Annotated in this window: 23 protein-coding genes; 11 read left to right on the forward strand and 12 right to left on the reverse strand. The window is 38.3% G+C overall.

What is annotated here, in order from left to right:
- Nucleotides 1-48 precede the first annotated feature (48 nt).
- Both mdh and B9T24_RS00970 read left to right on the forward strand, forming a co-directional pair.
- Nucleotides 49-1,263, forward strand: a complete 1,215-nt coding sequence (gene mdh, locus B9T24_RS00965; protein ID WP_086164093.1) for an iron-dependent methanol dehydrogenase — start codon at nucleotides 49-51, stop codon at nucleotides 1,261-1,263.
- A 158-nt stretch (nucleotides 1,264-1,421) separates the two neighbouring features.
- On the forward strand, nucleotides 1,422-2,390 hold the full coding sequence (locus tag B9T24_RS00970; RefSeq protein ID WP_086164094.1) for an alpha/beta hydrolase: 969 nt from the start codon (nucleotides 1,422-1,424) through the stop codon (nucleotides 2,388-2,390).
- Between the two features lie 22 nt (nucleotides 2,391-2,412).
- Here the strand turns inward: B9T24_RS00970 and B9T24_RS00975 are convergent, their stop codons facing one another.
- Entirely contained in the window at nucleotides 2,413-3,594 is a 1,182-nt protein-coding gene (locus tag B9T24_RS00975; protein ID WP_086164095.1) for a transcriptional regulator, read from the reverse strand.
- 203 nt (nucleotides 3,595-3,797) lie between these two features.
- Here B9T24_RS00975 and B9T24_RS00980 point away from each other — a divergent pair, with 203 nt between their 5' ends.
- From B9T24_RS00980 to B9T24_RS00990, 3 genes are all read left to right on the forward strand, one after another.
- The gene (locus tag B9T24_RS00980) at nucleotides 3,798-5,309 is read left to right on the forward strand and encodes an aldehyde dehydrogenase family protein (protein ID WP_086164096.1); all 1,512 of its coding nucleotides are present in this window, start codon (nucleotides 3,798-3,800) and stop codon (nucleotides 5,307-5,309) included.
- 224 nt (nucleotides 5,310-5,533) lie between these two features.
- Nucleotides 5,534-6,244 carry a glutamine amidotransferase gene (locus B9T24_RS00985; protein ID WP_086164097.1) on the forward strand — a complete coding sequence of 237 codons (711 nt, stop codon included), beginning with the start codon at nucleotides 5,534-5,536 and terminating at the stop codon, nucleotides 6,242-6,244.
- A 69-nt stretch (nucleotides 6,245-6,313) separates the two neighbouring features.
- Nucleotides 6,314-6,934 (forward strand): LysE family transporter, encoded by a 621-nt coding sequence (locus B9T24_RS00990; protein WP_086164098.1) that lies wholly within the window; start codon nucleotides 6,314-6,316, stop codon nucleotides 6,932-6,934.
- 112 nt (nucleotides 6,935-7,046) lie between these two features.
- On the opposite strand, the gene B9T24_RS00995 is transcribed toward B9T24_RS00990, so the two are convergent.
- Both B9T24_RS00995 and B9T24_RS01000 read right to left on the reverse strand, forming a co-directional pair.
- On the reverse strand, nucleotides 7,047-7,250 hold the full coding sequence (locus tag B9T24_RS00995; protein WP_086164099.1) for a hypothetical protein: 204 nt from the start codon (nucleotides 7,248-7,250) through the stop codon (nucleotides 7,047-7,049).
- Nucleotides 7,251-7,764: 514 nt separating this feature from the next.
- Nucleotides 7,765-8,346, reverse strand: a complete 582-nt coding sequence (locus tag B9T24_RS01000; RefSeq protein ID WP_086164100.1) for a YceI family protein — start codon at nucleotides 8,344-8,346, stop codon at nucleotides 7,765-7,767.
- Between the two features lie 312 nt (nucleotides 8,347-8,658).
- Here B9T24_RS01000 and B9T24_RS01005 point away from each other — a divergent pair, with 312 nt between their 5' ends.
- Nucleotides 8,659-9,066 carry an OsmC family protein gene (locus tag B9T24_RS01005; protein WP_086164561.1) on the forward strand — a complete coding sequence of 136 codons (408 nt, stop codon included), beginning with the start codon at nucleotides 8,659-8,661 and terminating at the stop codon, nucleotides 9,064-9,066.
- A 62-nt stretch (nucleotides 9,067-9,128) separates the two neighbouring features.
- Here the strand turns inward: B9T24_RS01005 and B9T24_RS01010 are convergent, their stop codons facing one another.
- Together B9T24_RS01010 and tkt are read right to left on the reverse strand one after the other, a co-directional pair.
- The gene (locus B9T24_RS01010; protein WP_086164101.1) at nucleotides 9,129-9,344 is read right to left on the reverse strand and encodes a hypothetical protein; all 216 of its coding nucleotides are present in this window, start codon (nucleotides 9,342-9,344) and stop codon (nucleotides 9,129-9,131) included.
- A 164-nt stretch (nucleotides 9,345-9,508) separates the two neighbouring features.
- On the reverse strand, nucleotides 9,509-11,497 hold the full coding sequence (gene tkt, locus B9T24_RS01015) for a transketolase (protein WP_086164102.1): 1,989 nt from the start codon (nucleotides 11,495-11,497) through the stop codon (nucleotides 9,509-9,511).
- 811 nt (nucleotides 11,498-12,308) lie between these two features.
- On the opposite strand from tkt, the gene metK reads away from it, so the two are divergent.
- Entirely contained in the window at nucleotides 12,309-13,475 is a 1,167-nt protein-coding gene (gene metK, locus B9T24_RS01020; RefSeq protein WP_004651638.1) for a methionine adenosyltransferase, read from the forward strand.
- Between the two features lie 52 nt (nucleotides 13,476-13,527).
- Here the strand turns inward: metK and B9T24_RS01025 are convergent, their stop codons facing one another.
- On the reverse strand, nucleotides 13,528-13,773 hold the full coding sequence (locus tag B9T24_RS01025) for a hypothetical protein (protein ID WP_086164103.1): 246 nt from the start codon (nucleotides 13,771-13,773) through the stop codon (nucleotides 13,528-13,530).
- Between the two features lie 321 nt (nucleotides 13,774-14,094).
- Between B9T24_RS01025 and B9T24_RS01030 the strand changes: the two genes are divergently transcribed.
- The gene (locus B9T24_RS01030; protein WP_086164104.1) at nucleotides 14,095-14,283 is read left to right on the forward strand and encodes a hypothetical protein; all 189 of its coding nucleotides are present in this window, start codon (nucleotides 14,095-14,097) and stop codon (nucleotides 14,281-14,283) included.
- Here the strand turns inward: B9T24_RS01030 and B9T24_RS01035 are convergent.
- Together B9T24_RS01035 and B9T24_RS01040 are read right to left on the reverse strand one after the other, a co-directional pair.
- Nucleotides 14,280-14,915, reverse strand: a complete 636-nt coding sequence (locus B9T24_RS01035) for a LysE family transporter (protein WP_086164105.1) — start codon at nucleotides 14,913-14,915, stop codon at nucleotides 14,280-14,282. The two genes, B9T24_RS01030 and B9T24_RS01035, sit on opposite strands and share 4 nt — an antisense overlap.
- A 145-nt stretch (nucleotides 14,916-15,060) precedes the next feature.
- Nucleotides 15,061-15,648, reverse strand: a complete 588-nt coding sequence (locus tag B9T24_RS01040; RefSeq protein ID WP_086164106.1) for an FxsA family protein — start codon at nucleotides 15,646-15,648, stop codon at nucleotides 15,061-15,063.
- Between the two features lie 122 nt (nucleotides 15,649-15,770).
- Here B9T24_RS01040 and ruvC point away from each other — a divergent pair, with 122 nt between their 5' ends.
- Nucleotides 15,771-16,316 (forward strand): crossover junction endodeoxyribonuclease RuvC, encoded by a 546-nt coding sequence (gene ruvC, locus B9T24_RS01045; protein ID WP_086164107.1) that lies wholly within the window; start codon nucleotides 15,771-15,773, stop codon nucleotides 16,314-16,316.
- Here the strand turns inward: ruvC and B9T24_RS01050 are convergent, their stop codons facing one another.
- Genes B9T24_RS01050 through B9T24_RS01060 form a run of 3 tightly spaced genes read right to left on the reverse strand, consistent with a single transcriptional unit; the run spans nucleotide 16,317 to nucleotide 18,447 of the window.
- A complete protein-coding gene (locus B9T24_RS01050) occupies nucleotides 16,317-16,655 on the reverse strand; it encodes a hypothetical protein (RefSeq protein WP_171264814.1) in 339 nt (112 codons plus the stop codon).
- 27 nt (nucleotides 16,656-16,682) lie between these two features.
- Entirely contained in the window at nucleotides 16,683-16,964 is a 282-nt protein-coding gene (locus B9T24_RS01055; protein WP_086164109.1) for an acylphosphatase, read from the reverse strand.
- Nucleotides 16,957-18,447, reverse strand: coding sequence for an NAD(P)H-hydrate dehydratase (locus tag B9T24_RS01060; RefSeq protein WP_086164110.1), 1,491 nt, complete (start codon nucleotides 18,445-18,447; stop codon nucleotides 16,957-16,959). The genes B9T24_RS01055 and B9T24_RS01060 overlap by 8 nt, the downstream gene beginning before the upstream one ends.
- A 22-nt stretch (nucleotides 18,448-18,469) precedes the next feature.
- Between B9T24_RS01060 and queG the strand changes: the two genes are divergently transcribed.
- Together queG and bioB are read left to right on the forward strand one after the other, a co-directional pair.
- Complete coding sequence (gene queG, locus B9T24_RS01065) at nucleotides 18,470-19,564, forward strand: tRNA epoxyqueuosine(34) reductase QueG (RefSeq protein WP_086164111.1); 1,095 nt, start codon at nucleotides 18,470-18,472, stop codon at nucleotides 19,562-19,564.
- Between the two features lie 301 nt (nucleotides 19,565-19,865).
- Nucleotides 19,866-20,855, forward strand: coding sequence for a biotin synthase BioB (gene bioB, locus B9T24_RS01070; RefSeq protein WP_086164112.1), 990 nt, complete (start codon nucleotides 19,866-19,868; stop codon nucleotides 20,853-20,855).
- Between the two features lie 57 nt (nucleotides 20,856-20,912).
- Here the strand turns inward: bioB and B9T24_RS01075 are convergent, their stop codons facing one another.
- Nucleotides 20,913-21,137, reverse strand: a complete 225-nt coding sequence (locus tag B9T24_RS01075; protein WP_086164113.1) for a hypothetical protein — start codon at nucleotides 21,135-21,137, stop codon at nucleotides 20,913-20,915.
- Nucleotides 21,138-21,961 lie beyond the last annotated feature (824 nt).

Raw genomic sequence — 21,961 nt, forward strand, 5'->3', positions numbered from 1 at the left:
ACGGTGAGGGTCACCGATAACATAATGAATGGTAGAAGGAATCGCACCATGGCTTTTAAAAATATTGCAGATCAAACGAACGGTTTTTATATTCCTTGTGTTTCTCTTTTTGGTCCAGGTTGTGCCAAAGAAATTGGTGCTAAAGCACAAAATTTAGGTGCAAAAAAAGCGCTCATTGTTACAGATGCAGGTCTGTTCAAATTTGGGGTTGCGGACACCATTGCTGCCTACCTAAAAGAAGCAGGCGTTGACTACCACATCTTCCCAGGCGCAGAACCTAACCCAACGGATATTAACGTACACAATGGTGTTCAAGCTTATAATGAACAAGGTTGTGACTTTATTGTGTCTTTAGGTGGGGGTTCATCGCATGACTGTGCCAAAGGTATTGGCTTAGTGACTGCGGGTGGTGGTCATATCCGTGACTACGAAGGCATTGATAAAAGTACAGTTGCAATGACACCGCTTATTGCCATCAATACTACGGCAGGTACAGCTTCAGAAATGACACGTTTCTGTATTATCACCAATACTGACACCCATGTAAAAATGGCAATTGTCGATTGGCGTTGTACCCCGCTTATTGCAATTGATGATCCTAAGCTCATGGTTGCAAAACCAGCAGCACTGACAGCAGCAACAGGTATGGATGCGCTGACTCATGCGGTTGAAGCTTATGTATCCACTGCTGCAACGCCAATTACCGATGCTTGTGCTGAAAAAGCCATTACCATGATTAGTGAATGGCTAAGCCCTGCTGTTGCCAATGGTGAAAACCTTGAAGCACGTGATGCAATGAGCTATGCACAATATCTGGCTGGTATGGCATTCAACAATGCATCTTTAGGTTATGTACATGCTATGGCACACCAATTGGGTGGTTTCTACAATCTGCCTCACGGTGTATGTAATGCCATTTTACTTCCGCATGTCTGTGAATTTAACCTCATTGCTTGTCCTGATCGTTATGCCAAAATTGCACAATTAATGGGTGTAAATACTGCTGGGCTGACTGTAACAGAAGCAGCTTATGCAGCCATCGACGCAATTCGTGAATTATCAGCATCAATTGGTATTCCTTCAAGTTTGTCGGAACTGGGCGTGAAAGAGCAAGATCTGAGTGTGATGTCTGAAAATGCACAAAAAGATGCCTGCATGTTAACCAACCCACGCAAAGCAACACATGCTCAAGTGGTCAGTATCTTTAAAGCAGCGTTAAAGGCAAATGCTCCAGTGGTCGATATTTTTAAAGCAGCGGTGTAAGTTTTCTCTCCCTATTTGACTTAGCTATTGAACAACCTATATTCCCTCTTTACCAAAGAGTAAGAATATAGGTTGTTTTTTCATCTTATTTCCATTTGACAAATTCAAGCTCATCATGAAGGATAATAGAAAATCCATAATTCCAACTGAGCAGAATAATGACAAAACAAATTACCGAACCACTTTATCAACCTGATGTACTGGGTTCAGGTTACGAACAAGCCACCTTAAATTTCCCTGATGATTATGAAGGGCAAGTCACTGCAACCTTAGTTCGTAAAAAAGCCGAACAAGCCACCTCAAAAGCCGTTTTATATATTCATGGCTTTATTGATTACTTTTTTCAAACTGAAATGGCGGAACAATTTAACCAACATGGTTTCGACTTCTATGCACTCGACTTACGCAAATATGGTCGTTCTCATCTGCCCCATCAAAAATACTATAACGTACGTGACATTGCTGAATATAATGCTGAAATCACTGAAGCACTCGATATCATTGGTGCAGAAAGACACGATGCTGTACTGCTGTGTGGACATTCTACTGGTGGATTAACCACAACTTTATATGCGGCACATCATCCTGATCATCCACTCATTAAAGCACTATGGCTTAACAGCCCCTTTTACGACTTCAATATGCACCCGATCAAGAAAAAATTGGGAGTTCCAAATTTAAGTCGCGTGGGTAAAATTTGTCCCGATTTAAAATTTCCAAGTGAACTGAATAAATGGTATGGAGCAAGTTTACACAAAAGCATGCATGGTGAATGGGACTTTAATCTGGAATGGAAGCAAGCCTCTTACCCGATGGTTCGGCTGAGTTTTGTACGGGCAATTTTTGAAGCACAAAAAGAAATCCATCAGGGCATCAAGCTGAATGTACCTGCTTTGGTGATGCATTCACATCAAACCAAAAACCCGAAAAAATGGCATAAAGATGCTCAAACCAGTGATGTGATTTTAAATGTAAAACACATTGAAAAATATGCCAAAAAAATTAAAGGTGATGTCACCATCAGTAAAATACACAATGGCTTACATGACTTGGTTTTATCTGAAAAATCTGTACGCGAAAATGTCTATCAACAACTCTTTGAGTGGCTAAAACAAAAAGGTCTGTAAATTTGGTTTATCCTTTTAAGGATTAATCATCTTTATATTTCAGTAAGGTTTGATGCACAGGATGCGTTTTTGGCATCAGTTCAATTAAACGCTCTACGGCATCAATCGCTTCTGGAAAACGAGCCACATGTTTCAGTAGGACATCGGTTTCATTGGCTTTAAAAATAGCATTACTTAAACGTGACTCTAAGCAATCACGCCATGCACATAAAAAAGGACTTTCCGTTTTTGCTAAGAACACGCCCGTACATAGTTTTAAAGCAGAATCGATATAGCCTGCATCTAAGGATTGTTCTGTAAGTAAAAAATCAGCTTCTACATGGGCCAGTAAACGATAAGGTCTAGAACCCAGCATGCCACCTAAAATATCGCGTAATTGTGACATTTCTGCCTTTAAAGTGCCCATACTTACTTTTCTTTCGCCATACAAAGCTTGATGTAGGGTATCTAAACTTAGACCTTGAGGGCATAACGCTAAAATCGTTAAAATTTCAATTTGACGCGGTGTCAGCACCAAAATTTTGCCATTGAACAATATTTGTGGCACGGAAAAAGCACGAATAAACAATTGCTGTTTTTGATGCTCCATTAAAGCGGATTGAATAATCGATGCGCAACGCTCTGCTGCAAGTAAGCCCAAACTATTATGCTTTTGCCATAGCGTTGATAAATCAATCACGCCTAACACTTGTTTCGAATAGGGATCAATAATCGGGGCAGCATAACAGACCCAATCATGTATGGACGACATAAAATGTTCATTGGAAAATACACAGCTAGATTGCTGGGTTTTTAACGACAAAGCCAAAGCATTGGTGCCTACCAACTCTTCGCGCCATTGCCCGCCTTCAATAAAATGTACACTCTCTGCTGCACTTTGCATTTGTGGGCTTGAAGCCGTCCAAATGATGGTACTACCGATATCCCCAACCGCCAGCACCATTGAGGATTGTTCCGCAATATGCTTTAAATCTTGGGCGCAATGTCGCAGTGCATGTTCCAAAGCAGTGGGATAAGTTTCTTTTTGTAAATGAACCAATGGTGCAGCTGAACGGTCTTTGGGGATTTCGGCAGATGTAGAGCGTTGCCAAGAACTGACTATACTTTCTCCCAACTGTTCGGCATGCAATGGAGACAGACTGCTACTTTGTCTAAACTGATCAATCTTCTGTCTTTTTTGCGTTAAATTCTGTTTTGTCATCATTCCTTATTCTCTCAACAATTCATGATTTACATCCACTGTAATACCTATTCTTTTATGATCAATGAAAAAGATTGTAAACCTTCTTGTATCCAACCTTTCTCCAACCTTGTTCAGAGTATGCTAATCAAATAATGTGCAAAAGTACCTTATACCAAAGCTGTAGATGCAGCTTTAAACACTAAAATAAGCAAAGGAAGATACATATGCGTTACGTCGATCCTAATCAATCTGGTTCAAAAGTTCAATTTAAAGCCCAATATGAAAACTTTATTGGTGGACAATGGGTAGCACCAGTGAAAGGTGAATACTTTGACAACATCTCTCCTGTCGACGGTAAAGTATTCACTAAAATTCCACGTTCAAGTGTTGAAGATATTGAACTTGCACTTGATGCTGCACATAACGCCAAAGCACAATGGGGCAAGTCTTCTGCTACCACACGTTCTAATATGCTGTTAAAAATTGCAGACCGTTTAGAAGCCAATTTGGAGCTTTTGGCTGTTGCTGAAACTTGGGATAATGGTAAACCTGTACGTGAAACCTTAGCTGCTGATATTCCTTTAGCCATTGACCATTTCCGCTACTTTGCTGGCTGTATTCGTGCGCAAGAAGGTGGTATTTCAGAAATTGATGAAGATACCATTGCTTACCATTTTCATGAGCCTTTAGGTGTTGTCGGGCAAATTATCCCGTGGAACTTCCCTATTTTAATGGCGACTTGGAAGCTTGCACCAGCATTGGCTGCGGGTAACTGTATTGTTTTAAAACCTGCTGAACAAACACCTGCCAGTATTCTTGTTTTGGTCGAACTCATTCAAGATTTACTCCCTGCTGGCGTGTTGAATATTGTGAACGGTTACGGTGTTGAAGTAGGTCGCCCTCTGGCAACCAATCCGCGTATTGCTAAAATTGCATTTACTGGTTCAACAGCTGTTGGTCAGCAAATTATGCAATATGCGACTGAAAACATTATTCCTGTAACGCTTGAATTGGGTGGTAAATCTCCAAACATCTTCTTTGAAGATATTATGGATAAAGATGACGAGTTCCTAGACAAAGCACTCGAAGGTTTTGCAATGTTTGCCTTAAACCAAGGTGAAGTTTGTACTTGCCCTTCACGTGCACTGGTTCAAGAAAGCATTGCCGATAAATTCCTTGAAATGGCAGTTGAACGTGTAAAACGCATTAAGACTGGACACCCACTTGATACCGATACCATGATTGGTGCTCAGGCTTCTCTAGAGCAACAAGAGAAAATTTTAGGGTGTATCGCAACAGGTCGTGCTGAAGGCGCTCAAGTGCTTACAGGTGGTGGTGACCGTCAGGAAGTGGGTCAAGGTTTCTATATTGAACCGACCATCTTTAAAGGCGATAACAGCATGAAAATCTTCCAAGAAGAAATTTTTGGTCCTGTACTTTCTGTAGCAACCTTCAAAGATTATGATGAAGCGATTAAAATTGCCAATGACACCATTTATGGTTTAGGGGCTGGTGTTTGGTCACGTTCTACCCATACGGCTTACCGTGCTGGTCGGGCGATTGAAGCGGGTCGTGTATGGACAAACTGCTACCATATTTACCCTGCTCATGCGGCATTTGGTGGTTATAAAAAATCAGGGATTGGTCGTGAAAATCATAAAATGATGCTCGATCATTACCAACAAACCAAGAACTTACTGGTAAGTTATTCAACGAAGGCAATGGGTTTCTTCTAAAACTATTTGTATAAAGCATCAAAAAGCGAACTTCGGTTCGCTTTTTTCCTTTTATGACCCTCATCCTCAAAGATATGTTTATTTTGATCCTAAACAAAATGAGCGACTGTGTCTAAGCTCGAATTGGTAACTGCAAATATTCATCAAACTATTTACATTAAAATCTTCTTTTTTCTCTTTATTCAAGTTAGATTTCTATTATTCTCAATCTTTTGAATAATCACATGACAATAACATCTCCAGACTTTCCAGACATCATTTATGCCATTCAACACCTTGCCTTTGAAGATTTAGGCGCGCTTGAAGATGTCTTTTATCAATTAGGCTATCGGGTACGTTATTTTGAAGCTGGGGTAGATGACTTAACTCAAGCATTTGGGCATAAAGGCTTAACGATTATTTTAGGTGGGCCAATTGGGGTTTATGAGTCGAATGACTATCCTTTCCTACAAAAAGAAATAGACTTACTTAAAGAGCGTTTAAAGCAGAACTTGCCTACAATTGGAATCTGTTTAGGTGCTCAACTCATTGCACATGCCTTAGGTGCCAAAGTCTACGCAGGACATCAAAAGGAAATTGGTTGGAGTACACTGAATATTTCAAATGCAAAGAACAATTTGCTTTCTACTTTAATAGATACGCCTGTACTGCATTGGCACGGCGATACTTTTGATTTACCTGAAAACGCAACTTTATTAGCCAGTTCTGATCTGTACCCCAATCAGGCATTTACTCTTGGTAAGCATATTCTCGCATTACAATTCCATTTAGAAGTTGCTGCCGACAGCTTAGAAAAATGGTTAATTGGTCATACTTGTGAATTACGACACGCCAATATCGACATCACAGCGCTTCGGGCAGATAACCAACAGTATGCCTCTGCACTAGAACAAGTTTCAGGGAAAATTATTCAACAGTATCTCATGCAACTTTAAGCAAAATAAACTGTACAATTCCTGTATTCATCTTTATAAAAGTGTCATCTCACACGATAAGACCATACGATGACACTTTTTCTTGGTATTGCCCTTATTCATTTCTTTGCCCTGCTAAGTCCGGGGCCAGATTTTTTCTTTGTTAGTCAAAGCGCCATTCGTCAATCCAGATCACATGCGATGTTTGCAGCCTTAGGTATCTCCTTAAGCATTTTAGTCTGGGCTATTTGTGCCATCAGTGGCTTACACTTCCTGTTCCAAAAAATCGCATGGTTACAACAAGCACTGGTGATTTTAGGTGGACTCTACCTGTTCTATCTGGGCATACAATTATTTAAATCAGCTTTCAATAAACAAGCATCAGTACAACAACTTTCAACCGCTATACCAAAATCCAAGATCACTTTATTATTACAAGGCTTTTTCACCAATATGGCGAATCCTAAAGCATTGGTCTATTTTAGTAGTGTTTTTTCCTTGGCCATTAATGCAGACATGCCTTTAACCACACAAAGCTCATTACTTGCCTTAATCTGGCTTGAAAGCTTAATTTGGTTTGCCTTAGTCGCTTATTTATTTTCATGGCATAAAATGAATGCTGCCTACCAGCGTTTAAGTAAATGGATTGACGGATTCACTGGTGGAATTTTTATTAGCTTTGGCTGTTATCTCATTTTAAATCGTGATTAAAGTATTCATCTTGTTAAAAAAAGCACCCTTCAAATAAGACTAAAAATGTCCAATTCAAAGGGTGCCATTCAACTTAATCAGCTTAAATTGAAGCTGATATCATTTTAAACTTTTATTTATGTACAGAAACGCCCAATTCCTGATCTTTAGCCAATAACACCGAGGTCAAAATAGGAATTGCAAGAATAATTGGGAAGGTGAAGATCCACAATACAACGGTTGTTTCCCCTGAAAATAAAAAATGAATAACAAGTGCAGCCAATATTAAAACTAGCGAAAGAACACTAGCGAATCGAATTACAAAATTTTGAGGCATTTTTTTTGCTCACATAAGATTCTAACAGTGCCTTTAAGTATATACCTTATGCTTACTTTTTGTTATATGGTAAGACCAAGTAGCTTGCTTTTAAATAAAAAATAATTTTATGATAAATTATTGAAAAATATAAAATATACTAAATATTTAATTTAAGTTTTCTGACATTTTCTTTGCTACATAACCTGATTTTAAATACCGACCTTTTTCTTGATGATATTTTGGCATAATATGCTAAATGGACAATTTGGCTTAATTTATTTTTCTCTTGAGCATGAGCAGTTCTTCAGTCTAATCATGTTAATGCAGCTGATTATTCACACTCTTTTGATGTGTCACGAGTAGTTAAGTATCTTTGCCGAGAATAAGTGACGGTAGTGCGTCATGATGAATAGGCTTGGGAAGCTTTATCGCTTGATGTAGATTTTTTCTGATTCTAGTGAAAATTAAAAACAACCTACTATCACTGATAAAACCACTTGCAGCAAAATTACTGCAAATGGTTCTGTAATCCTTATTTATTTTTAACTGACGCTTCAGTGGTGATATTTACCGTAATTTTATCACCGACATTCGGTACATATGCACCTACACCAAATGCAGAACGATTAAATGAAGTGGTAGCATTAAAGCCAATAGACTCAGCTTTGGTCATTGGATGCACGCCTTGCTTATTCAATACAGCATCTAGCACAACGGGCTTAGTCACATCTTTCACTGTAAGGTTACCTGTGATTTTGTATTTGTTCTTGCCTACAGCCTGAACCTTGGTACTTTTAAAAGTGATATTTGGATATTTTGCAGCATCAAAGAAATCTGCTTTCTGCAAATGCTCATCCAATGCTTTTACATTCGTATTTAAACTCGATAAAGGAATAGTCACATTAACAGATGAATTTGCAGGTTTTGCATTATCGACGTTAATTGTACCTTGAATGTCGCTAAAGTTTGCAGATGGTGTAGAAAAGCCAAAATGATTCCAAGAAAATACAGTTGCTGTATGGGTTGGATCAATTTGATATGCAACTGGTTTTGCCAACGACAAAGTTGCAACGGATGCTACGGCCAAACCTAAAGTTATTGCTTTAAAATTCATGTGTTTTTATCTCGCTTCAGAATGATTGTTAGTGTATACGTTTCCCATCTTAATTCACTGATATAGATAAAACGATATGTTGCAAGAATAGAACAATCCCTTTATTTAGCTTAAAGATTTAAAACAAAATGCTCATAAAATATTGATAATCATAAATATATTTTGTTATTTATGCTCTAACAGATATAGCAGCCTTATTTTTAATCTTTTATTCAGCATTTAAAAATGATTGAATACAAAAAACAAACAGTCTTAACACGATATAAAGGATTGTATAACAATATCTCTTTCAAAAAAGCAGCTGTAATTCTAATGATCCATAGTGCACTAGCTCAAAGTACCACCACACCCTATCGCGTTACACTCACAGATCCATCAGGTCATCTCTGGTATGTCGATGAACCAACAGAAAAAGGTGGACAAGATAGCGCACCAAACCCCATACAACTTTTACTTTCGGCTTTAGGCGCTTGCACAACAGTCACGTTACAAATGTATGCAGATCACAAAAATATTAAACTCGAACATGTACAGGTCGATTTGGCTTTAAATCCAAATGCAGAACAAGAAGCAGGCCAAAACAATATTGTGCGTAAAATTACCCTAAAAGGCGATTTCACTGAAGATCAACATAAACGATTATTGAAAGTCGCTGAAAATTGTCCTGTTCACAAATTATTGACTTCAAATATTCAGATTCAGACTGAATTAACAACGTAGAAAATGCACTGTCTGAAATAATAAAAGCCCCTTTAGGGGCTTTTTTAAAGATGCTTAATCTTTTATAACTTCTCAACCAACACACGATCAATCTGCTTAAGACCCGTATGTTTTTCATGATTTTGTCGACGAACTTTAATGACTTTCTCTTCATCTAAGTCTTTCAACATCAACACAACTGCCATCATAGACTCAAGTGGAATGTCTTGACCAATCCACTTCTGCTCGCCAGCATCCATTATGGTAATTTCGTCATTAATCTGGTTATAAAGGCTCATATTTTCCTCACTTATGCTGAATAAATGCCATCTCAAAATGAATACTCAATGAATGGCATCACTATATACTTATTGGTACAAACTACTAGAACAATATCGTTAAAAATTCATCTCAATAAAAACGCTCCAATTGGAGCGTTTTTAACAAGCTAAATTTTTTTCGATTAAGCTGTAATTTCTTTTACCGCTGCAACAACCGCATCAGTGGTGATACCAAAGTGTTGGTACAAGTCTTTTGCAGGTGCAGATTCGCCATATGTGGTCATACCAATTACACGACCATCAAGACCTACAAATTTCCACCAGTAATCCACATGTGCAGCTTCAACAGCAACACGTGCACGGATGTTTGCAGGAAGAACGGCTTCACGGTAAGCCGCATCCTGCTTCACAAATTCTTCTGCACAAGGCATAGACACTACACGTACACCATCAAGTTGTGCATATGCTTCCATTGCCAATGAAACTTCAGAACCTGTTGCAATAATAATTGCTTTCAATTCGCCTTTTTCTTCAGCCAATACATAACCACCTTTTGCCACGTTCTCAATTTGAACTTGAGTACGTGCTTGGAATGGCAAGTTTTGACGAGAGAAAATTAGCGCTGTAGGACCTTCTGAACGTAACAATGCAGATTTCCAAGAAATAGAAGCTTCTACAGTGTCACATGGACGCCATGTATTTAAGTTTGGTGTGCCACGTAAAGATGCAATTTGTTCTACAGGTTGATGTGTAGGACCATCTTCACCTAAACCAATTGAATCATGAGTATATACATGAATTACACGTTGTTTCATTAAGGCAGACATACGGACTGCATTACGTGCATATTCCATGAACATTAAGAATGTTGCAACGTAAGGAATGAAACCACCGTGAAGTGCAACACCATTGGCAATCGCAGTCATACCGAACTCACGTACACCATAATGTACGTAGTTACCCGCTGGATTATCTTGTACGCCTACACAACCTTTCCACAACGTTAAGTTTGAACCAGCAAGGTCAGCAGAACCACCTAAAATTTCAGGAAGTAATGGACCAAAAGCTTGAAGTGCGTTTTGGCTGGCTTTACGTGTTGCAATGGTTTCAGCTTTTGCATTTACTTCAGCAATATAAGCATCGGCTTGAGCAACGAAATCAGCAGGTAAATCACCACTTACACGGCGTTTAAGTTCAGCAGCTTCTGTTGGATATTTTGCAGCATAAGCAGCAAAAGTTTCATTCCAAGCAGCTTCAGATTTAGCACCTTTGTCTTTTGCATCCCACGCTGCATAAATATCAGCAGGAATAACAAATGCTTCTTCAGTCCAGCCTAAAGCTTGACGCGTTAATGCGATTTCGTCATTACCTAAAGGCGCGCCGTGGCAATCTTCTTTACCTTGTTTATTTGGTGAACCTAAACCAATAATCGTTTGACAGATGATCAGTGTTGGTTTACCAGTTTCAGCTTTTGCTTCCAAAGTTGCAGCACGTAATGCTTCAGCATCATGACCGTCAACTTTAAGTACTTGCCAACCGTAAGCCAAGAAACGTTGTTCTGTATCGTCAGAGAACCAACCTTCTACTTCGCCATCAATTGAAATGCCGTTGTCATCATAGTAAGCAACAAGTTTGCCTAGACCTAAAGTCCCTGCCAATGAACATGCTTCATGAGAAACACCTTCCATTAAACAACCATCACCCAAGAAACAGTAAGTGAAATGGTCTACAACCGATAAGTCATCTTTGTTAAATTGAGCTGCTAGTGTTTTCTCAGCCAGTGCAAAACCAACTGCATTGGCAATACCCTGACCTAAAGGACCAGTTGTGGTTTCAATACCTGGTGCATAACCTAATTCTGGATGACCCGGAGTTTTTGAATGCAATTGACGAAATGATTTCAAATCGTCAATTGAAAGTGCATAACCTGTTAGATGCAATAACGCATACTGCAACATAGAACCATGACCATTCGACAGTACAAAACGGTCACGGTTCGGCCATTGTGGATTGGTTGGATTATGATTTAAAAAGTCACGCCATACCACATCAGCGATATCTGCCATCCCCATTGGAGCACCTGGATGTCCTGAATTTGCTTTTTGCACAGCATCCATTGCCAATACACGAATTGCGTTTGCAATACGGCGTTCGTTAAGCGGGGTTGTCATAGGTCAGAGTCCAACTAAATCGTTTAAAGATGATGATGAATAGGAAAATTCAAAGCTGTGCGTATTGTCTTAAAAAAACAGTAAGGGGTAAAGCCTAATAGCCAACATTTCAACATTTATTCTTAACAGTTCATGTTTTAATACCTGTATCACTTATTTTCACATCAGTTTTACTGATAAGACCATCTAAAATACACTGATTTATTCCATTTAAGACTCAATAGCTGAGATTTTAATAATCAGAAGTTTCCTTGTTTATTTAAAGCATAATTTGAATACTTGCGCTGTGAAATGAATAATCTCACTTCATTTGACATGTTGATACTGCTTAAAATCGGATGATTGATCAATAAATCTGAAAAAAGTTTAAAAATTGAATAAAATTCACTTTAGTCAAAATAAGTTGAACAATTTCATCAGGAGAAATTGAGGCTTCGTCTCGATTCACGTCATTATGGTGACCTTGTTCTTCTCTAGAAAAAATTAAACGCCACACTAAAACCAAATTAAAATATTGATATATATAATTATTAATTAAAAAACAAAACCATTTAATATTTTAAAACATACTTTTTTTTGATTATATTATCTTTTTCAGCCCTATAAACGATGGATTTTATCTCCATATTTATATACAAAAACCCTTCGTTAAAAGTTCAACTTTGTCTGCTTATCAATTTTTTAGATGCTCATATCAATTAAAAAGTCGTGAAATTGAAATAATTTCAGTCATTTTGGTCGTATGGAACTGGTCCAAAAGTCTAACTCGATGTAACATATTGCGTCTTTTGAATTAACTGTGATAGGACTTATGCGCGAGTACGCTGTATTTACCTCGGAATCTGTAAGCGAAGGTCATCCAGATAAAATGGCTGACCAAATCAGTGATGCTATTTTGGATGCAATCTTAACAGAAGACCCATTTGCACGGGTTGCTTGTGAAACGCTTGTCAAAACAGGTGCTGTAGTACTTGCGGGTGAAATCACAACAACAGCAAATGTTGACTTTGAAGCGATTGTACGTCAAACCGTAAATGGTATTGGCTATCATCATTCTGACCTCGGTTTTGATGGTACAACCTGTGCTGTTATCAATATGATTGGTAAACAATCTCCTGAAATTGCTCAGGGTGTTGACCGTCAAAAACCTGAAGATCAAGGTGCTGGCGATCAAGGCTTAATGTTTGGTTATGCAAGCCGCGAAACTGACGTTTTAATGCCTGCTCCTATTTCTTATGCACATCGCTTAATGGAAAAACAAGCTGAACTACGCCGTAATGGTCGTTTACCTTGGTTACGTCCAGATGCTAAAAGTCAGGTGACTTTTGCCTATGAAAATGGCATGCCTGTTCGTTTAGATGCGGTTGTATTGTCAACCCAACACGATCCTGAAATTACTCAAGCAGCTTTAAAAGAAGCCGTGATTGAAGAAATTGTGAAAAAAGTGATTCCTGCTGAAATGTTCCATGCAGGCACCAAATTCCACATCAACCCAACGGGGATGTTTGTGATTGGTGGTCCTGTAGGTGACTGTGGTTTAACGGGTCGTAAAATTATTGTCGATACTTACGGCGGTATGGCGCGTCATGGCGGCGGTGCTTTCTCTGGTAAAGATCCATCTAAAGTGGACCGTTCTGCTGCTTATGCAGGTCGTTATGTTGCAAAAAATATTGTTGCAGCAGGTCTTGCTGATAAATGTGAAATTCAAGTGTCTTATGCTATTGGTGTAGCAGAGCCAACTTCAATTTCAATCAATACATTTAATACAGCTAAAGTGTCTGAAGAACTGATTATTCAATTGGTTCGTGAACATTTTGACTTACGTCCATACGGGATTACCCGCATGTTAGACTTGATTCAACCGATGTATAAGCAAACTGCTGCCTATGGCCACTTTGGCCGTGAAGGTTCAGATACGGCATTTACTTGGGAAAAAACAGATAAAGTGGAAGCGCTTAAAGCATCTGCTGGACTGTAATTTTGTTATAAAAAAGCCCACGTCATGTGGGCTTTTTTTGTTGCAAAAATATTCATTGCTTATTTTTTTCACCTTGTTGTAAAACCGTTAATAATGAAGTTTGAACTGGTGTTTCCTGATGATCCTTTAAATAAATATGAACGACTTTAAAGACAATCACTGCTGCTAAGCAGGTTAAAATACAAAAAATCCAGAAACCATACGGACTTCTAATATTATGCGAACCGCAATTTATACATTCCTTATCAGTTGATTCAACAACCCGATTACAACAAGCACAATGGTATTGATATAGCATAAGGATGCTCCTACATTACGCATTTTTGTTTTTATATTTCCATCATGCTTTATGATGATGTGCAATATCCATAAAATAGTATGTGAGTCTGCTTATGGATACAATAGTGTTTATCCATAGCTAAAAAAGCCTTTGAGAATACACCCCAAAATTTCCGACATAAGCTCTTTATTTATATTAAAAAATATGAATGCATAATAAGCTGATATGACATTGTTTGTAACACAATCAAGTACATCAAAATTTAAAGATTAAGCTTGTAAAACCCACATTCTCTTTATCTTTTTCGTTAAAATAACACGCAATAATTTAGAGTTTATGATGATGCAACTGATTAAAAAAGGAGGTTTACGCGAACGTGCAAACCGTAGTCGCAGCTATAAAGGTTCAGAAAATACTGAAACAACCTTGAAACCAAATCGTTACTCTCAAGTCAAAAAAAATGAGGAAATAACCACGGTTACTCCCCCATCTACTCAAATGAATGATGACGCTACACAACAAAACTAAAGCACTGCCAGCACGTCATACCACAACCAAAGGGCAAAAAGCAGGAACAGTCCACCTGAAATAATATCGATATAACTGCCTGAGCGCTGATATGCCTGTTTAATTTTAGGCATGGATAAAATCAGCATTAACCCTGTAAACACCATAAAAGTCTGAACTGGAATAATCAGCGCCAACTGGGTTTTTAAATGATCTGATGCGGCAGAACTTAAAGCCAAAGAAAATACACTGCTAAAATAAATCAGTGTTTTAGGATTGGCTAAATTGGTCATTAGCCCCAACATAAAATAATTTTTCGTATCTAATACAGTCACGTCTACATCTTTAGGAGCTAAGTTTTGCTTACGCTGTTTCAAACCACCAGTTAACATTGCCCAGCCCATACGAGCCAAAAACAATCCTCCAACAAGCATTAAAATGTGTTGTATCCATGGAAACTGTTCAATCAGTACAGTAAAACCTAGCAGCGTTAATACCACCCAAACCACAATACCCACGGAAATACCCAAAATAATTTTTAATGTATTTGCCCTTGAAGTTGACGCTGAACTTTTGGCAATTAATAAAATATCGGGGCCGGGACTAAGCTGTGCAACAAAATGGAGGGCGCAAATGGTCAAAAGCAATGACATAACAATAAGGAGGATTTTAAAAAAGCATATTATATCGTTTGTTCAATTTTTTGCATGTCTCCTGCCCCAGACTCTGTTAATAAAAATAAGGACAATAAAAAAGCCGAATCATCATAATTCGGCTTATAGAAAAAGATAAATAAATTTATTTATTAACGTCTTTCATTTCAATTTTTTGCACATCAGGGGTGATTTCACGTGCTTCACCATCAATAATGCTCGAGTCCTGACGCTGTGAACCGCCTTGTTGTTGCATGTCTTGCATTTGGCGCATTAAGTCTGCAAATGGATTTTGACCTTGAGCACCACCGCCCATACCCCCCATACCATTCATATCGCCCATCATGCCACCCATCATTTTTTCCATCATGGCTTGCTGACGTTTTGCCATTGTTTTCATCATGATATTTTTAAAAATGTTTTGAACACTCGGGATCAAAATTAATACCGCTAAAACATCGGTAATCAAACCGGGAATAAGCAATAAAAATCCTGCTAAAATTTTGGGTAGATTTGAAGTTAACGCAGGATCACCTGTCATTTGCCCCGCGCGCATTTGCTGCATCTGAGGCATTAAACCAGCCGAATATTTACGAATCAAATTCATACCCATAAAAAAGGCAGCAATAAACCAAAAAAATACGTACCACATACTGCCGACGAGGTCACCCACGCCAATCCAGACAAATACTTCTAGAATTAAACCAGCCAAAACAATAAGAAATAATTTCATAAAAATTAATCTAATCTCAACAAAATAAATAGGGTGCAATATTCAAGCGCTTAATCAGGATCAAGCTTTTTTGATACGCTTATGTAACAATATGGGCATTATTCTATTTTTAAAGTCTTTGTATGTCATTAATTATTGGTATCGATCCGGGTTCTCGCTTAACTGGCTACGGTATTATCGAAAAAGATGGGCAAAAATTGACTTTTGTAGATGCTGGAACCATTCGTACTGAGACCCCAGAAATGCCTGAACGCTTGAAGCGAATTTTTGCTGGGATTGAACGTATTGTTAAATTTCATGGTCCAACCGAAGCCGCAGTCGAACAAGTGTTTATGGCTCAAAATCCTGACTCGGCACTTAAACTGGGGCAAGCACGTGGCGCAGCCATTGCCGCTTTGGTCAATTCTGACGTGCAAGTGGCTGAATATACAGCTCGGCAAATCAAACAATCCGTTGTCGGTTATGGTGCAGCAGATAAAGAACAAGTTCAAATGATGGTGATGCGTATTTTAAATTTAAGCATTAAACCGCAACAAGATGCTGCCGATGCTTTAGCCGCTGCAATTTGCCATGCGCATGCTTCAGGCAGTATGAGTAAAATGGCGGTGTTAAATGCACTAGGCGGCATGGCACGAGGTCGCAGCCGTTCAAGTAGTAGAAGACGTTAATTAACTATTTTGAAGATAAGGCGCAAAATCTTTGCGCATTTCCCGCAGTGAAGGTTGCTTGGGGTAAGTGAAAGTTACCCTGCGCCCAAAACTCCGCATATTTTTTTTCTGATCGGGATCAATGCGGATGAGAACCAACTCATCTGGCTGATGACCATCACTCACTGTGCAAATCATAATGGTTTGGCTTTTTTCAATCACGTGATATTGACTAAACTCTTTCTGCACAATCTCTTTAAACGATATTTTGCTTGGGCTTGCATTCACACGTTGGGTATAAATCACCAGAAAAATACAAAATACGACAACGATTGCCACGACCCAATATTTATCCATCATTTCCACCTTATCTTTTTTTTATAGCAATTAGCTTGAGCGCAACATTGTAAATGCGATAAAATTCTGCTCATGATCTAAAATAATTTGAATCACCTGAACCACTTCTGCACGCGGTGGCCCATCATAGCTCCGTGAAATCAGCTCTTGAAGGACATCAAAATGCCCAACAATCACAGCTTCAACCTCACCTGAATCTAGGTTTTTAACATAACCTGTTAACGCGAGTGCTAAAGCCTGCTGCTCAAACCAACGACGATAGCCCACACCTTGAACCCGACCTCGAATAATGAGCTTAATGGCTTTATTCATGATCATGCCGCATATTAACCACATGATAAACAGCTTCATTCATATGATGTGCCTGCAATCCACGCATCCCCTTTGCAGCCAACCAATCACCCGCTAAGGCATGTAAAGTGACAATTTCATGCAGATGAATTTGATGACCCCATTGTGCTTTTAAACTCGCAATCATCCCTGCCAATACATCACCCATACCCCCCGTTCCCATCCCCGCATTGCCCGCAGTACAAATCCACAGTTGATCTTCCAAAATCAGGCTTCCTGCACCTTTTAACACCCACTGTCCGGCATATTTTTCTTTTAATGCATGAATAGCCACAATTCGATCATTTTCGATATCTTGAATCGAACAATTTAACAATTTTGCAGCTTCACCTGGATGCGGTGTTAAATATGAATCTGCTTTTAATTCTTCAGGGTGATTGGCTAAAAACCAAAGTGCATCCGCATCTAATACAACTTGCAAATGTTCAGTACTATTTATTTTTGGGAACCAATTAAAATACTGTTGCTCTGACCACGTATCACGCCCCAAGCCCATGCCAAAACTCACCACATCGACATGATCTAATAACAATTGAATCTCTGCCTTGGTCAACGCATTGATATCACGCAGCATAATATTTGGTGAGCGCGCTAAAATAGCCGTGTGATGTTTCTCATGACAAACAATGGTCACTTTGCCCGCACCAGCACTAAAGGCTGCTTCGGCTGCCATCATCACCGCACCCCCCATATCTGCATGCCCACCAATCACAAGTATATGACCATAACTCCCCTTATGACCAAAAGCCTCACGTTGTGGGAGTGCAATGGCGATTTTAGAAAGTTGCGCGAGTGGTTTTAATGCTGCATCTGGAGGAATTAGGGAAATGACTTCCGCCTGACCAGCAAACTCTTTCCCTTGTCCTGTAAACAATCCTGCTTTAAGCCCTAAGGCAACATATGAGTAATCGGCTTTAATCGCACAGGGTAAGGGTTGACCAGTATTGGCATGCAAGCCGCTCGGAATATCAATGGCTATTTTCAAGCCCGTTTGAGCATTGATATGCTGAATAATTTTTTGCCAATCTGCACTTAATGCACGGTTTAAACCAATCCCAAATAATGCATCGATATAACAGTCATATTGTTTTTGAAATTCAAAACCAGCATAAATTTTTATTTCTGCATCGACCGCTTCTTGATAAGCCGTATGTAAATCGGTTGATGCACCTAATTCAGCTGCATAAATTTCCACATCAAAACCGAATTGTTTTAAATATTTCGCAGTTAAATAACCATCACCTGCATTATTGCCTTGCCCACAGCACACTGTAATCTGTTGTATATGACGTTGTTTTAAAATGGGAACTAAACGCTGCGTAATCATCCAAGCCACTTGCTGCATCAAGGCATAAGAACTGTTTTGTTTGGCAAACCAGCGTTGCTCCCATGCTTGAATACTTTGGCTATCATAAACAGGGCTATGATAAACTTGTTGATGCATTGTTCTTTCCTTCTTATAAATTATGGCTTCATCTACACCGTCACAAAAAATTCCCTTAGATCAAAATGATCCTGAGACACTCAAAGCATGGATTAAAGCGCAAGCTTTGGAATTAGGCTTTAGTGATTGTGTCATTGCCAAACCAGATGCTCAAGAAGAATTGCCACGTTTTCAAGAATATCTAAAACGGGGTTATCATGGCGATATGAAGTTTTTAGAAGAGAATTTAGAAAAACGTGCTGATCCAACCTTACTGGTTCCCGGCACCAAAAGCATTATTTGTGTACGAATGAATTATTTGGTGGAAACACCCAAACCTCGCTATGTCCCAGATGAACCGAATTTAGCCATTATTGCGCGCTATGCCCGTGGTCGGGATTATCACAAGGTCATGCGTGGTCGTTTAAAAACATTAGCCAGCAAAATTCGTGAAAAAGTGGGTGATTTTGAATCACGTCCCTTTGCCGACTCGGCACCCATCTTTGAAAAATCTTTAGCAGAAAATGCAGGTATGGGCTGGACAGGTAAACACACCTTATTAATTCACAAAAAATCAGGTTCATTCTTTGTCTTGGGAGAATTATTTACCTCACTGGATTTACCTTTTGACTCCCCGACAACCAAACATTGCGGTTCTTGCACTGCTTGTATCGACATTTGTCCAACACAAGCCATTGTTGAACCTTATATGCTCGATGCACGTAAATGTATTGCTTATTTAACCATTGAATATCAGGGCATTATTCCCAAAGAATTACGCCGTGGTATTGGTAATCGTGTGTTTGGTTGTGATGACTGTCAGCTAATTTGTCCGTGGAATAGTTTTGCGAAGAAAGCCACAATTGAAGATTTTAATCCACGACACGATTTAGATCAGAGCAGTTTACTGGATTTATGGCATTGGGATGAGATCACCTTTTTAGCCAATACTGAAGGCAGTCCATTACGACGCACGGGTTATCAAAGTTTTATGCGAAATATTGCAATTGGTTTAGGTAATGCCCCTTTTTCTAATGAAATACTTGCAACATTGCAACAAACACGTGAACAATATGATGAGATTGTGCAAGTCCATATTGATTGGGCAATTCAAGAACAATTGGCTAAATTTTGTTAAATTTAAAACAAAACAAATGATACTTCCTTTCTTTTGATCTTTTCTAGATATCAACAAAGTTTTCACTGTAGAAAAAAAATAGCATCCAGTTCACAACAACTTCACAAATGAGACTAAAAAATATTGTGACTATATTTACAATAAATAGCATTACTTTGTAACTAAATTATCAATCTCATAATTTGCAATATTGACAAAAACCAATCGATAGATACTATAATATTTGGTTTTTTATGCCTTTAGATTTCATATAAATTAGGTATGATAAATAATAAATAATGATGATTATGGATTTTCACCAATGAATGTACGTAATGACTGGTCACGCGAAGAAATTCAGGCTTTATATAATCAGCCCTTTTTAGATTTAATTTTTGAAGCACAGCGCATTCATCGTGAACACTTTGATCCAAATACAATTCAAGTTAGTACACTGCTTTCAATCAAAACAGGTAAATGTCCTGAAGACTGCAAATATTGCTCACAGTCAGCACGTTACGATTCAAAACTCGAAGCTGAAAAACGCATAGCTGTAGATAAAGTTATTCAAGAAGCAAAAGAAGCATTAGCTTCTGGTTCTTCACGTTTTTGTATGGGTGCTGCTTGGCGTAATCCACACGAACGTGATATGCCTTATGTATTAGAAATGGTCAGCGAAGTTAAAGCATTGGGCTTAGAAACTTGTATGACTTTAGGCATGCTCAATCAATCACAAGCTGAACGCTTAAATGAAGCGGGTTTAGATTACTATAACCACAATTTAGATACATCACGTGAATACTACTCAAATATTATCACGACACGTACTTTTGATGACCGTTTAAATACCTTAGATTTTGTCCGTCAAGCTGGCATGAAAGTGTGTAGTGGCGGAATTGTCGGCTTAGGTGAAACCCAGCAAGATCGTATTGGTTTATTGCATGAATTGGCAACCTTAGCCATTCACCCTGAATCTGTCCCTATCAATATGCTGGTTCCAATTGAAGGCACACCACTTGCTGATGTTGAAAAACTGGATGTAACCGAATGGATTCGCACCATTGCTGTTGCACGTATTATTATGCCAAAAAGTTATATTCGCCTTTCTGCTGGGCGTGAGTCTTTATCCGATTCTGATCAAGCTCTGGCATTTATGGCGGGTGCAAACTCTCTTTTCTCGGGTGAAAAGCTGTTAACAACCCCAAATGCAGGTGAAGGCCGAGATAAACAATTATTTGATAAGTTAGGTTTGATTGCTGAAAAAGCCAAACCACGTATTCAGGAATTATCTGTAGATGCTATGGCAAGTTAAGTGATTCATAGCATCCGTTTATAAAAAAGCCCCTTGTGGGCTTTTTTATTGATTTCATTATTCTGCAAAGTTATGTGCTGTAATTAGAATGCCATAGCTTGCATTCAAATAATCGCCTACCCGAATACAATCTACCCCATTGGCATGATGTACCAGCAATTCTTGAGCAATCGCATCATAAGTGAAAGAATCAAAACTATCTTGATGATGACATAACCACGTCAATGTATCTGGCAAATGCTCATCTACAATATAAGTTTGTGCTTTAAAATCTTTGTTCATTGACATATTTCTATCTGGCTAGGTGAAGATTATTGCTTTTATGCTGATAAAAGGCTTTGTTACACAAAGCGATTGTAGCTGATGTCCATTATTACTATTTTTTGTTTCCTAAAAAACAAAAAAGTGAGCTTAAAGCTCACTTTCTATCATTCTAAATTAAAGTTATTAATTAACTCTACTCTTCCTTCATTCCCTGTATTCTCCTATTTCTTCCATGTGCTCATCTTCATAACCATGTAAACAAAACAATCTCATTAGCAATTGAAGCATCTTCAAAATTTCCTTCTGCTTGTTTTTAAATTTAGCTTACTAAAAATACATTTCATCCTAAAATGTATCTGTGATTAAAAAATCACATCCATTTATTAACATATTTTTTTGATCATGCAAACAACCTTGCAATAATTATTATCGCAAATTACAAAATAAAAGCACTTTTAACGCCAAAATACAGATTATTTTTTATTCAACACTCGTGAAATTCAGAACGTGATAAAATTATCTGAGCTAAATGCTTGAGTAGATTCATGAAAAATCATTTAGTGCAGAATGAAAAATAAAATGGTGCAAAATAAGCCAAAAACTTGCACGTAGTGCTTACATAACCACGATTTGGGTTAATTAAAATTTTTAATTTTATTGATTTACGTAACCAATAATCAGCTTACAAAATTGAGAATCTAAGGAAGAAATGAGCCCTTTAAAAGCAAAGCCTATTCAAGAAACCACTCATTTCATGCTACAGATGAAAAGCACATTAATGTCTAAAATATTAATGAGACTTCTTTCATAAGCCAATTTTTGCTTAACACAGCTAAATTCAC

The sequence above is a fragment of the Acinetobacter sp. ANC 4654 genome, assembly GCF_002135425.1.
Classification (GTDB): Bacteria; Pseudomonadota; Gammaproteobacteria; order Pseudomonadales; family Moraxellaceae; genus Acinetobacter; species Acinetobacter kyonggiensis.